The 12,978-nt window shown below is 69.7% G+C and carries 11 protein-coding genes; 5 read left to right on the top strand and 6 right to left on the bottom strand.

From position 1 onward, the window contains the following. Positions 1 to 35 precede the first annotated feature (35 nt). On the bottom strand, positions 36 to 1,271 hold the full coding sequence (locus tag IT40_RS02090) for an NRAMP family divalent metal transporter (RefSeq protein WP_036749907.1): 1,236 nt from the start codon (positions 1,269 to 1,271) through the stop codon (positions 36 to 38). 296 nt (positions 1,272 to 1,567) lie between these two features. Between IT40_RS02090 and IT40_RS02085 the strand changes: the two genes are divergently transcribed. From IT40_RS02085 to IT40_RS02070, 4 genes are all read left to right on the top strand, one after another. Next, positions 1,568 to 2,245, top strand: a complete 678-nt coding sequence (locus IT40_RS02085; RefSeq protein WP_208021300.1) for a GntR family transcriptional regulator — start codon at positions 1,568 to 1,570, stop codon at positions 2,243 to 2,245. Positions 2,246 to 2,351: 106 nt separating this feature from the next. Continuing rightward, positions 2,352 to 3,536, top strand: a complete 1,185-nt coding sequence (locus IT40_RS02080; protein ID WP_036749901.1) for an HPP family protein — start codon at positions 2,352 to 2,354, stop codon at positions 3,534 to 3,536. A gap of 89 nt (positions 3,537 to 3,625) precedes the next feature. Continuing rightward, entirely contained in the window at positions 3,626 to 4,588 is a 963-nt protein-coding gene (locus IT40_RS02075; RefSeq protein WP_036749898.1) for a glycosyltransferase family 2 protein, read from the top strand. 9 nt (positions 4,589 to 4,597) lie between these two features. Beyond that, complete coding sequence (locus IT40_RS02070) at positions 4,598 to 6,682, top strand: NAD-dependent epimerase/dehydratase family protein (RefSeq protein WP_036749895.1); 2,085 nt, start codon at positions 4,598 to 4,600, stop codon at positions 6,680 to 6,682. Here the strand turns inward: IT40_RS02070 and IT40_RS02065 are convergent, their stop codons facing one another. The 5 genes from IT40_RS02065 to IT40_RS02045 all read right to left on the bottom strand — a co-directional run bounded on the left by IT40_RS02065 (position 6,683) and on the right by IT40_RS02045 (position 11,697). Further along, positions 6,683 to 7,195, bottom strand: a complete 513-nt coding sequence (locus tag IT40_RS02065; RefSeq protein WP_036749893.1) for an AmiS/UreI family transporter — start codon at positions 7,193 to 7,195, stop codon at positions 6,683 to 6,685. A 134-nt stretch (positions 7,196 to 7,329) separates the two neighbouring features. Further along, positions 7,330 to 8,280: a cupin domain-containing protein gene (locus IT40_RS30405; RefSeq protein ID WP_036750072.1), complete on the bottom strand. Its 951-nt coding sequence runs from the start codon at positions 8,278 to 8,280 to the stop codon at positions 7,330 to 7,332. Between the two features lie 89 nt (positions 8,281 to 8,369). After that, positions 8,370 to 9,464: a DUF475 domain-containing protein gene (locus IT40_RS02055; RefSeq protein WP_052095687.1), complete on the bottom strand. Its 1,095-nt coding sequence runs from the start codon at positions 9,462 to 9,464 to the stop codon at positions 8,370 to 8,372. Positions 9,465 to 9,598: 134 nt separating this feature from the next. Continuing rightward, entirely contained in the window at positions 9,599 to 11,029 is a 1,431-nt protein-coding gene (locus tag IT40_RS02050; RefSeq protein WP_036749892.1) for a sensor histidine kinase, read from the bottom strand. Then, positions 11,026 to 11,697, bottom strand: coding sequence for a response regulator (locus IT40_RS02045; RefSeq protein WP_036749890.1), 672 nt, complete (start codon positions 11,695 to 11,697; stop codon positions 11,026 to 11,028). The genes IT40_RS02050 and IT40_RS02045 overlap by 4 nt, the downstream gene beginning before the upstream one ends. A 78-nt stretch (positions 11,698 to 11,775) precedes the next feature. Here IT40_RS02045 and IT40_RS02040 point away from each other — a divergent pair, with 78 nt between their 5' ends. After that, positions 11,776 to 12,855 carry an ABC transporter substrate-binding protein gene (locus IT40_RS02040; protein WP_052095686.1) on the top strand — a complete coding sequence of 360 codons (1,080 nt, stop codon included), beginning with the start codon at positions 11,776 to 11,778 and terminating at the stop codon, positions 12,853 to 12,855. The last annotated feature ends 123 nt before the right edge of the window (positions 12,856 to 12,978 follow it).

The raw sequence follows: 12,978 nt of genomic DNA, 5'->3' as shown, positions 1-12,978 counted from the left end.
CGGCGGGCCCGCGGGAGGCCTGCCGCGATCATGGCTCAGGCGCCCAGGAAGGCAAAGATCGGGCCGATGGACTTGAAGCCCATGTACCAGGTCAAGGCGCAGACCACGGCACTGGCGATCAAGAGCGGGCGGTTATAGACATGCCCGCCCATCAGGTCGGCCCGCGCGAAGCCGACATAGGTAAAGATGGTCAGGCCGATGGGCAGGATCAGCCCGTTGAAGCCGCCGACAAAGACCAGGATGGCAGCCGGCGCCGTGCCCAGCGACAGATAGACCGCCAGCGAGATGGCGATGAAGATCACCGTCGCGATGTTGCGGTCGCGGTCGCCCATGGTGCGAAAGGCAACCAGGAAGCTGACCGAGGTATAGGCCGCGCCGATGACCGAGGTGATGGCCGCGGCCCAGAAGATCAGGCCGAAGATGCGCATCCCCCATTCGCCCAGCACCACGGCAAAGGCCTGCGCGGCGGGGTTCGCGGCCTGGCCCGACAGGTCCAGCGTCACCCCCGAGGCGACGACGCCCAGGATGGCCAGGAACAGGATGAAGCGCATGACCCCCGTGACCGCGATCCCGGTCAGCGAGGCGCGGGTGACGGCGGCCAGGTTCTGCTCGCCCACCAGTCCCTTGTCGAGCAGGCGATGCGCGCCGGAATAGGTGATATAGCCGCCGACGGTGCCGCCGACGATGGTGGTGATGGTGGCGAAATCGACGATCTCGGGCAGCACCATCTGCCGCATCGCGTCGCCGACCGGCGGGTTAGAGACCAGGGCGACGATGACCGTCATGGCGATCATCAGCAAGCCCAGCCCGATCAGCGAACGGTCGAGCAGCAGCCCGGCCCGGCGCGACAGGAAGATGCCGATGGCCAGGGCCGCCGACAGAGCGCCGCCGATCTTGGGCTCGAGCCCGAACATGGCGTTCAGGCCCAGCCCGGCCCCGGCGATGTTGCCGATGTTGAAGGCCAGCCCGCCGACCAGCACCAGCACCGCCAGCAGATAGCCCGCGCCGGGAATGGCGGCGTTCGCGGTGTCCGAGGCATTGCGCCGGGTCAGCGCGGTGATGCGCCAGATGTTGAGCTGCACCACGAAGTCGATCACGATCGAGGCGAGGATGGCAAAGGCGAAGGCAGCGCCCAGCTTTGCCGTGAAGGTCGCGGTCTGGGTGATGAAGCCCGGCCCGATGGCCGAGGTCGCCATCAGGAAGATCGCCGCCAGGAAACCGCCGCGCGCGGCGGCCGAGGCGGCAGAGGGGGAGGTGACGGATTCGGCCATCGGTCTGCTCCTGCTGCAAGGGTGGAGTGCGTCTTGGGAATGGCTCGACTGTGAATTCAACAAGACAATCCGTCAACGATAATTTGACATACATCAGTATATTGTTGAACAAAATATGTGGAAAGCAGGGATGATATGCCTGGATGATGGGCAGTCCAGCGGCATCCTGCCCTGTCAGGCGGCGGTGCTGGTCAGGCCAGGGCGACGAAAAACCCGGCGAATCATCGCGGGGCGGCTTGCCTGCCCCCGGCCGCTCGGCCAAGATCGCGCGGCCCCCGAGGGACGGGACAGCCCCGATGACAAAGGAACCAGCCGCGATGGCCGAAGCCCGCGAACCCGCCCCCAGCCTTGCCGAAGGCATCGCCGCCCGGCTGCGCGACCAGGTCACCGGCGGCGCTCTGGTACCGGGCCAGCGCCTGTCCGAGGCGCGGCTGGCGGCCGAGCTGGACATCTCGCGCAATACGCTGCGCGAGGTGTTCCGCCTGCTCACGCGCGAGGGCATCCTGCGGCATGAACCGAACCGGGGGGTCTTCGTCGCGGTGCCCTCGATGGCCTCGATCCTGGACATCTACCGGGTGCGGCGGCTGATCGAGGTGCCGGCCCTGGCCCAGGCCTGGCCCGGCCATGCCGCCGTCGACCGGATGCGCGCCGCGGTGAAGCGGGCCGAGACGCTGCAGGCCATCCCCGACTGGCGCGGCGTCGGCAGCGCCAACATGGAGTTCCACGCCGCCATCGTCGCGCTGACCGACAGCCCGCGGCTGATCCAGTTCTTTACCCAGATCATCGCCGAGCTGCGGCTGGCCTTCGGCCTGCTCGACAGCCCCGAGCTGCTGCACCGCCCCTATATTTCGCGCAATGCCGAGATCCTGGGCAGGCTGGAGGCCGGCGATCCGCCCGGCGCCGCCCGGATGCTGGAGGATTACCTGAACCAGTCCGAGCGCGCCGTGCTGGAAGCCTTTGCCCGGCTGGGCTGAACGCGCCGCCGCTCAGCCTTTCCGGGGACTTGCAACCTGCCCATTCCTGCGACAATTAGGCGCATCGGAAGCCCGTTTTGCGGGCAGGCGCGAAGGACAAGCTCGGATGACCAGACCGGCCGGGGCCGTGCTGCACCAGATCACGCAGGCGCTTGGCCCGGCGATCGCGCCCGGCTCGCCGCGCGAGGCGCTGCGGGCGGGGGTGGGCGCGCTGGTCGGGCTGGGCGTCGCGGGGATGTTCCTGCTGTCGCCCGCGACCGACCTGCGGCTGGGGCTGTCGATGATCGCGCCCTTCGGGGCGACCTCGGTGCTGGTCTTTGCGGTCCCGAACAGCCCGCTGGCCCAGCCCTGGTCGGCGGTGGTCGGCAATTGCATCGCCGCCGCCATCGGCGTGCTGGCCTGCATGGCGACGCCGCATTCGGCGCTTTGTGTCGCGATGGCGGTGGGGCTCAGCATCACCGCGATGATCCTCTTGCGCGCCGTGCATCCGCCGGCCGGCGCGGTCGCCATGACCGCCGCGCTGAACCCCGAGGCGATCCGCGAGCTTGGCTTTCACTTCGTGCTGGCGCCGGTCCTGGTCGGCACGCTGGCGCTGGTGGGGCTGGCGATGATCTATGCCCGGCTGACCGGGCGGCGCTATCCCTTTCGCCAGTTCGAGGAGCCGGGGCCGCACGGCACCGCCGACCATCCGGCGATGGAGCGGCTGGGCCTGTCCAAGGACGAGTTGACCGAGATCCTGCAACGTTATCGCCAGTCGCTGAACCTGGGGGTCGAGGATCTGGCGCGCCTGATCGGCGCCGCCGAATTGCAGGCCGCCGCCCATCGCACCGGGCCGCTGACCGCGGCGGACGTGATGTCGCGCGACCTCGTCACCGTCGCGCCGCATACGCGGCTGGTGCGCGTCGCCGACATCTTCCGCAAGCACGGCTTCACCTCGCTGCCGGTGGTCGAGGCGGGCGACCAGTTCCGCGGCGTGATTTTCCAGCTGCACCTGATCCGCCGCGCCCGCGAGGACGCCTTTCGCCACAACCGCCGCTTCCTGGCCGCCCTGTCGGACCTGATGAACCCCAGGCGCGGCACGCCGCCCCGCGCGCGCGAGATCATGCAGACCGACCCGCCGCATGTCGCGCCCGACGCGCCCATCGGGACGCTGCTGCCGATGCTCGCCTCGGGCAAATGCGAGGCGGTGCCGGTGCTGGACGGCTCGCGCATCGTCGGCATCGTGACCCAGACCGACCTGATCTCGGCCCTGGCGCGGCAAAGCCTGCGGCAAGAGCCGCCGACGCCCTGAACATGCCGATAACGACAGGCCGCGCCGCATTGCAGAACGCGCGGCGGCGGGGATAGGCTGCCCCTGCCGGAACAAGCACGAGGGCAGACATGACCCGTCCCACGCTGGGCGCCGTGGCCATCGGCCGCAACGAGGGCGACAGGCTCAAGGCCTGCCTGCGCTCGCTGGTGCCGCTTTGCGAGCGGGTGGTCTATGTGGACAGCGGTTCGGGCGACGACAGCGTCGCCTTCGCCCGCAGCCTCGGGGTCGCCGTGGTCGAGCTGGACACCTCGGTTCCCTTTACCGCCGCCCGCGCCCGCAATGCCGGGGCCGAGGCGCTGCTGGCGGGGGGCGATCTGGATCTGGTGCAATTCGTCGATGGCGACTGCCGGGTCGAGCCGGGCTGGCTGGAGGCCGGCATCGCCGCCCTGCAGGCCGACCCCGGCCTGGGCCTCGTCACCGGCTGGCGGTCCGAGATCCACCCCACCGCCACGGTCTACAACCAGATGTGCCAGGTGGACTGGCATCGCCCCGCCGGGCCGATCACCACCTGCGGCGGCGACATGATGGTGCGCGCCGCGGCGTTTCGCCAGGTCGGCGGCTTCGACCCGATCGTGATCGCGGCCGAGGACGACGAATTCTGCCTGCGGCTCGGCAAGGCCGGCTGGAGGCTGATGCGCCTGCCGGTGCAGATGACCTGGCACGACGCCGACATGACCCGATTCGGCCAATGGTGGCAGCGCACCATCCGCAACGGCCACGGCTTCGCGCAGGTGGGCGCCATGCATCCGCCGCATTTCAAGCGCGAAAGGCTGCGCGTCTGGGCCTATGGGCTGGCGCTGCCGCTGCTCTTCCTGCTGGGGCTGTTCACCAGCCCCTGGCTTTCGCTGGCGGTGCTGGGGCTTTATGCGCTGTCCTTGTGGAAGACCTGGCGCGGGCTGCGCGGCCAGCCGATGGCGGGCCGGCAGGCGGCGCTGCTGACGCTGGCCAAGATCCCCAACCTTCTGGGAATGCTGACATATTTCCGTCGCCGCCGCAGGGGCGACGCCATGCATATTATCGAGTATAAATAGGAGCTTGCCATGACCTCGGACTTGCGCGTCGGTATCGTCGGGGCCGGCTACATCGCCTCGTGGCACGCCGATGCGATCAAGGCGGCGCCGGGCGCACGGCTGGTGGCCATCTGCGACCCCGCCCTTGACGCGGCCGAGGCGCTGGCTTCCAGCCATGGCGTCGCCGCCTTTGCCGACCTGGACCAGATGATCGCGGCCGGGGTCTGCGACGTGGTGCATATCCTGACGCCGCCGAACCTGCACCGCGACCTGGCGGTGAAATGCCTGGGCGCCGGGCTGCATGTGCTGGTCGAGAAACCCGTGGCCCTGTCGGTGGCCGAGATCGACGCGATGGAGGCCGCGGCCCAGGCCGCCGGCCGCCAGCTGGGCGCCTGCCACAACTTCCTGGGCCTGCCGGGTTACGAACGGCTGAAACAGGCGGTGCAGGCGGGCGACCTGGGGCTGGTCTCCAGCGCGCAGGTCAACTGGGCGCTGCCCTTGGTGCCGCTGCGCTCGGGGCCCTACGCGCTGTGGATGCTGCGGCAGACGCAGAACCTGCTGCTGGAGCTTGGCCCGCACCCCTTCTCATTCGCCGTGGACCTGTTCGGCGCGCTGGAGGTCGAGCATGTCAGCCTGGGCCAATGGATCACCCTGCCCGGCGGCGAGCGGCGGCCGCAAAGCTGGCGCATCCTCGCCCGCGCCGGCAAGGTGGACGTGACCATCGCCCTGTCGCTGGTCGAGACCTTCGACGACCGCTCGGTCATGCTGCGCGGCTCGTCCGGCATGGCGCGGCTGGATTATGCGGCGGATGCGCTGGTGGTCACGCGCGACAATACCGCCGACCTGGTGCTGAACCCGCTGGCCAAGGAACTGTCCCGCGCCGGGGCGCATCTGCGCGAGGGGGCGCGGAACGCCCTGCGCCAGGTTGCCTCGCTGAACCAGAAAAGTCCCTATGGGCTAAGCTTCCGCGCCACCGTCGCGGCATTCTACGACGGCATCCGCGCCGGCCGGCCCGACCCGCGCTTTGCCCCCGCCTCGGCCCGCGCGGTGATGCAGGGGATCGAGGATGCCTTGGCCCGCCTGCCCGCCCTGCCCGCGGTTCCGGCCCGGCCCAGCGGCACGCCGCAGCCGCGCGTCATGGTGATCGGCGGCACCGGCTTCATCGGCCGCAACCTGACCCGGCGGCTGGTCCAGCGCGGCCATGACGTGCGCGTGCTGTCGCGCGGCCGCAACGGCCCCTTCCCCGACATCGCCGACCATGTCGAGACGCTGGGCGTCTCGCTGCGCGACGAGGACGGGCTGGCGGTCGCCATGCAGGGCATGGATTGCGTCTTCAACCTGGCGAAATCCACCGACAAGAGCTGGCAGGCGGCGCTGGAAAACGACGTGGCCACGACCGAGCGCATCGGCCGCGCCGCGATCCGCGCCGGCGTCGGGCGGCTGGTCCATACCGGCACCATCGCCTCATACGACATGTCCGACCCCGCCCGCACCATCACCGAGGCCAGCGATTTCGGCCAGATGGACAGCCGCAATATCTATGCCCGCTCCAAGGCCGAGGGCGAGCGGCGGCTGATCGCCATGCAGGCGCAGGGGTTGCGGCTGGTCATCGCCCGGCCCGGCATCGTGCTGGGCGACGGCGGCCCCTTGCAGCATTGGGGCATCGGCCGCTGGCATGGCGCCGGCGCGGTGCGGCTGTGGGGCAATGGCCGCAACATCCTGCCCTTCGTGCTGGCCGACGACGTCTCGGACGGGCTGATCGCGATGATGGAGCGGGACGAGGCCATCGGCGAAAGCTTCAACCTGATCGGCGAGCCGATGTTCTCGGGGCGCGACTATTTCGACGCCATCCACCGCCGCACCGGCGCGCGGCTGAAGGTCAGCGGCTCGAACCTGACCGCGCTTTGGGCAGTCGATGCGGTCAAGCAGGGGCTGAAGCGCCATGCCTTGCGCCGCAAGGGTGCCGCGCCCGCCTCGCTGGCGGACTGGAAATCGCGCGGGCACCTGTCGCCCTTTGACAACGCCAAGCCCAAGCGCCTGCTGGGCTGGACGCCGGAGGCCGACCGCGACGCCTTCTGGCGCCGCGCCATCGACGAGGCGCATCTGTTCTGGTGATCAGAGCAGCCCGTCGAGCAGCAGGAAACCCGGCAGCCAGCCGGTGAAGATCCCGGCCAGCAGCGTGACCCAGGCGGTCTGCCGCTGGATCGGGCGACCCAGCGCCAGCAGCAGGAAATACAGGAACCACAGCACGCCCCAGACGGCCCAGTTCGCCGCCAGCCAAAGCTCGGCCGCGGAGCCGGCCGCCGCAAGCGCGCGCAGGAACACCGGCACGGTCGTCACCGCCACGAACAGGCTGAACCAGCCCAGGCCGCGCCCATCCGCCCCGCTGAGCCGGTTATAGGCGACCCACAGATAGGTGGTGCAGAACAAGAGGCTCAGCGCGCCGTTGCGGATGCTGGCCGCGCTGGCCCCGGCGCCGAAGGCGTCGTGCAGCACCGCCGCGCCCGAGACCAGCGCGGCGACGATGTTGATGACGACGATCTCGCGATCGGCGATCCGGCCCATCAGCCAGAGCCCGTTCAGAAACAGCACGGCGCCGACATAGAACAGCACGAACCCGGTAAGCATCGGACCTCCTCAGCACGGCTGACCGCGTCTTGGGCAATTGCCCGGAATACGATCAGCCCATGCCTGCCAAGAAGGCAAATCCCGCGCCGGATCAATCGAAATGTTTTCAACGATCCGTAAAAACAGCGTTCGGATTATGGGGATTGCAGGCCGGTCAGCGGGTTGGTGCTGACCACCTCCCAGACCACTTCCTGCATGCGCCGCGCCAGTTCCGCCGAGGGCGCATCGGCGGGGCTGCCATCGGCGCGTAGCAAGGCATGCGGCAGGCCGACCGGGCTTTGGCCGTAAAGCACCGCGTAATGGGTCAGCGCCACCAGGTAGACGCCCAGGTCGTTGGGGTGGATGGGGTCCAGCGTGCCGTCCGGGCTGCGGGCGAACAGATCCTCGCGCGATTGCAGTTCGGCGATGCCGCCCCTGGCCTCGGCCTCGGCCACCAGCCGGGCCATGACCTGCCCGACCGGGATCAGCCAGACCGGCCTGCCGGCGGCGCGGGCGGCGGGCCAGAGCAGGCCGGGCTTCCACATCGTCTCCAGGTCGTCGGGCAGGCGCGACAGCCATTCCGGCTGATCGTCCAGCGCGTGCCAGCTTTCGTAAAGAAAGACCTGCCCGGCCGGATTGCCCGCCGCCGCCTCGGCCGCCCATTTCCCGGCATAGAGGCGGCTTTCCTTGTATTGGATCGCATCCTTCAGCCGCACCATCTCGGTCATGACGAAGGCGTCGTATTCGCCGCTCGCCAGCGCCTGATGCGCGTCGCGATAGCGGGGGGTGGCGTTTTCCTGGGCAAAGCCGTTGATCGCCGCGCCGCCCTGGAAATGCTCGCGCAGCGGGGTGCCCCAGCCCAGTTGCAACGCATAGTCGTGCCCCTGCCCGGCCAGCTGCGCCAGCATCGCCGGCATGTCGCGCCCGACCAGGCTGTGGCCCAGGTGATAGACCCGCAGCGGCCCCTGCGGCAGCGCCCGGCCGGCCTGGTAAAGCGCCTGCACGTCGGCGCCGTCATCCTGCGCGGCCCCGGCCCTTTGCGCATGGCGCCAATAGAACAGCGCCGCCACCGCGACGACGACCAGCAGGGCAAGCAGGTAACGCATGTCCATCCCTCGTTCCGAACCACGGGTCAGGGATAGCAAAAAGGCCGCCGCCCCGAAAGGCGGCGGCCATTCCTGTCGCTTCGGAGGGCTTACGCCTCGACCGCGTGGTTCTTGCGGTTCCAGCGGATCGAGGACCAGAACGAGATGCCGATCAGCGTCGCGCCGCCCAGGCCGGTGATGACCTCGGGGATATGCACCAGGGGCTGGACGAACATGATCACCGACAGCGCGATGATGGCATAGAAGGCGCCATGTTCGAGAAAGCGGTATTCGGCCAGGGTGCCGCGCTCGACCAGCATGATGGTCATCGAGCGCACATACATGGCGCCGATGCCCAGGCCGATGGCGATGACGAACAGGTTATGCGTCAGCGCAAAGGCCCCGATCACGCCGTCGAAGCTGAACGAGGCATCCAGCACTTCCAGGTAGAGGAAGGCGCCGATGCCGCCCTTGGCGCCGGCCTGCAGCGCCTCTTGCGAGCTGTCCAGCAGGCCGCCCAGCACCTCGACCAGCAGGAAGGTCAGAAGGCCCCAGATCGCGGAATGGAAGAACACCTGCGAATCGGCCCCTTCCAGGAAGCGCGAGAAGATCAGCACCGTGACCAGCACCACCGCGACCTCGATGCCGCGGACGGTGGCATAGCGCTGCATGCGATGTTCCAGCCAGCGCACCCAATGCACGTCCTTTTCATGGTCGAAGAAGAAGCTCAGGCCGACCATCATCAGGAAGGTGCCGCCGAAGGCCGCGATGGGCAGGTGCGCGTCATGCATGATGCGCGAATATTCGTCGGGCTGGCTTGCGGCCAGGACCATCGCCTGCCAGGGGCCGATATTGGCCGCGACGACCACGATGAGCAGCGGAAAGACGATCCGCATGCCGAAGACGGCGATCAGGATGCCCCAGGTCAGGAAGCGGCGCTGCCACTTCGGGGTCATCTCTTTCAGCTTGTTGGCGTTGACGATGGCGTTGTCGAAGGAAAGCGAGATTTCCAGCACCGCCAGCACGGCGCAGATGAAGAAGATCGTCAGCGTGCCGCCGACGGTTCCGGTGGTCTGCCATCCCAGCAACGCGCCCAGCGCAAGGCCAAGCACGGTGACGATGAAGGACCATTTGAAATATTGCAGGGTGGGACGATGGGTTCCACTCGTCGAGCCCCCCAAGGGCGGGTTGTTTCCTTGCTGCATGTCAGAACAAGATCCAGGCGGCTGGTCAAAGATCGATGCCGACATCACGAACGTGCCGCCACGTCCGCCAGAGGGGCCCGGCCATCAAACTGCGTTCACGAAGACGCGAACGCGCAAAAGATGGCGAATCCGGGTCACGATTGCAAGGGTTCCGTATCGATCCCGGCATTTTCTTGCACGGACCCGGCCCGCGCCAGCGCCGGCAGGGTGATGCGCGCCAGAAGCCCGCGCCCGCCGGCGCCCTCGTCCAGCGTCAGCCGGCCGCCGAACAGGCTGGCGATCTCCAGCGCCACCGGCAGGCCCAGGCCCATGCCGGGCCCCGAGGTCTCGCCCCGCGCGAATCGGCTGACGGCGGCGGCACGCGCCTCGGCCGGGATGCCGGGGCCGTTGTCCTCGACCTCCAGCACCGCGTCGCCGCCCGCGCGCCCGACGCGCACCGTCACCACCGCCGCGCGGCCCGCATGAAGCAGCGCGTTCGAGATCAGGTTGCTCAGCGCCTCGCCCATCAGCAGCGGCTCGGCCCGGACCGTCACCGGCCCCTCGCCCTCGAAGCCCAGGTCGATGCCGGCCTCGGCGGCGGCGGGGATATGCTCGGCGGTCAGGTCGCGGGCCAGCGCCGCCAGGTCCAGCGGCGCGGCCAGCGCCGCGCCCTCGGCAGTATCGACCCGCGCCAGCAGCAGCAGCTGCGCCAGGATGCGCTCGGCATGGGCCACGGCGGCGTCGCCTTTGGCCGCGGCGGCCTGCGCCTCGGGCAGGGTCGCGGCCCGCGCCGCCAGCGCCAGCTGGGTGCGCACCACCGTCAGCGGCGTGCGCAGCTGGTGCCCGGCATTGCCGGTGAAGTTGCGCATCCCGTCCAGCGCCGCGCCCAGCCGCCGCATGAAGCCGTTCACCGTGCCGACCAGCCCGCGCACCTCGGACGGCACCGGCGTTTCGATCGGGCTCAGGTCGTCGGGGTTGCGCGCGGCGATCTCTTCGCTCAGCCGGTAAAGCGGGCGCAGGGACAGCGTCACCGCGATCCAGACGATCAGCGCCGCGCCCGCGATCATCAGCGCCAGCCGCAGGGCCGAGCGCATCAGGATCGCCCGCGTCAGCTCGCGCCGGGCATTGGTGGTCTCGGCCACGGTGACGACGAAGGGCACCTCGTCGATGCCGGTCGAGGCGGCGCGGGCCAGGCTGGCGACCCGCACCGGCTCGCCGCGGAACACGCCGTCGGCATAGGCCGGCTCGCCCCCCGGCCACGCCGGCGCCATCGGCAGGTCGCCATAGCCGGTGACGATATGGCCGGGCGGGCCGTCCACGCGATAGAACACCCGGTCCTGCGCGGCCGAACTCAGCATCTCCAGCGCGCCATAGGGGATCTCGATGGCGATGCGGCCCTGGTCGTCCAGCGAGGCGCGCTCGGCGATCACCAGCGCCGAGCCGGCCAGCACCCGGTCGGCCAGCGCATTGGCCATGCGCACCGCCTCGCGCCAGGTGTCGATCAGCGCGGCGGTGCCCAGCGCCAGCGTTCCCATGAGCAGCCAGCCCAGCAGCCGGCGGCGCAGGGAAAACGGCCGCCGGATCACGGCGAGGCCCGGTCGAGGAAATAGCCGATGCCGCGCGCGGTCCTGACCGTCAGCCCGGCGGGCGCCAGTCGCTTGCGCAGCCGGCTGACATATTGCTCGATGGCATTGGCGGACAGGTCGTCCTCGAGCGAGGTCAGCGATTGCACGATCGATTCGCGCGCCACCACCTTGCCGGCGCGCATGATCAGCAGCTCCAGCAGCCCGCGTTCCCGCGCCGGCAGGTCCAGCGGCTGGCCCGCCAGCAGGAAGCTGCGCGCCGCCTGGTCCAGCACCAGGTCGCCGAAGCTGACGGTGGAATTGCGCAAGCCCGCCTGGCGGCGCAGCAGCGAGCGGATGCGGGCCTCGAACTCGCCGATGTCGAAGGGCTTGATGAGATAGTCGTCGGCGCCGAGGTCGAGGCCGCGCACCCGCTCTTCGGGGGCGCCGCGCGCGGTCAGGATCATCACCGCCGCCGGGTTGCGCCGCGCCCGCATCGCCCGCAGCACCTCGAGCCCGTCCATCTGCGGCAGGTTCAGGTCCAGGATCACCAGGTCGAAGCTTTCCGCCGCAGCCAGCGCCTCGGCCGAGGCGCCGTCATGGACCACGTCCACCGCATAGCCCGATTGCCGCAGCAGCGCGGTCAGCCCCTCGGCCAGTGACAAATTGTCCTCGACAAGCAGGATGCGCATGGTTCCCCCCCTTGGCCGCAACCTAGCGGGGCGCGGCGGGCTTGTGAACGGGCTGCCGCTTTGGCAAAGTCGCCGATCATGCGCCCGCTCGCCCGCCTTTTGCCAGCCATCGCCGCCGCACTCGCGCTGTGGCCGGGCGCGGCATCGGCGCAGGTGACGCTGTTTCCCGCCCCGCAGGGCGATGGGCAGGAGCTGTCGGTCTATTCCTCGCTCGACGACGACCTGGCCGCGCCGCTGGTCGCCGCCTTCCAGAGCCGCCATCCCCGCGTCGCCGTGCGCTACGAGAACCTGCTGACGACCCAGCTGCACGACCGCATCGTCGCCGAGACGCAGGCGGGCGGCGGCACGGCGGATTTCGCCTTTTCCTCGGCCATGGACCTGCAGGTCAAGCTGGCGAACGACGGCTTCGCCCGCCCTGTCGAGACGCCGGACACGCCGGGCTGGCCCGGCTGGGCGAACTGGCGCGACACCGCCTATGCGCTGACCTTCGAGCCGGCGGTCTTTGCCTATCACAAGCCCAGCTTCGCCGATCATCCGCCGCCCGCCACCCGCGCCGACCTGATGCGCTGGATGGCCGAGCATCCGGCCGAGGCGCAGGGCCGGATCGGCACCTATGACGTGGCGCGCTCGGGCGTGGGCTATCTGTTCCTGGCCCGCGACCAGGAGCTTTATCCCGGCATCTGGTCGGTGGTGCAGGCGATGGGCCGGGCGGGGGTGCAGCAATTCCCCACCTCGGCCGAGCTGCTGGAGCGGATCGCCGACGGGCGGCTGGCGGTCGGCTACAACCTGCTCGGCTCTTACGCCGCGGACTGGGCGCGGCGGCATCCCGACCTGGGGGTGATCCTGCCGCGCGACTTCACCGTCGTCGTCTCGCGCGTGGGGCTGGTGCCGGCGGCGGCGCGCCAGCCGGGGCTGGGGGCGGATTTCCTGGCCTTCCTGATGTCGCCCGAGGGGCAGAGCCTGCTGTCGCGCACCCTGCGGCTTTCGGCCGTCAGCCTGGAGGTCGCGGGCCAGCCCGGCCCCGCGGGCGGGATGCAGGATCTGGCGGGATTGCGGCTGAAGCCGGTGCCGGTCAGCCCCGGCCTTCTGGCCTATCTGGACCAGGCGACGCGGGCCAAGCTGCTGGCGCGCTGGAACAAGGCGCTGGCCGGGGAATAATTTTCGCCGCGATGTCAGGTCCATGACAGCTTTCTGTGCTGGAAAGGCACGGGGCCCGCCTGCGCGCGGGCTTGCGGAGGACGCCTGCATTCCGGGAGAGATGCAGGCCAGACCCAGAAAATG

The organism is Paracoccus versutus (assembly GCF_000763885.1).
Taxonomy (GTDB): domain Bacteria; phylum Pseudomonadota; class Alphaproteobacteria; order Rhodobacterales; family Rhodobacteraceae; genus Paracoccus; species Paracoccus versutus.
This window is presented reverse-complemented; position numbering and strand designations above follow the sequence as displayed.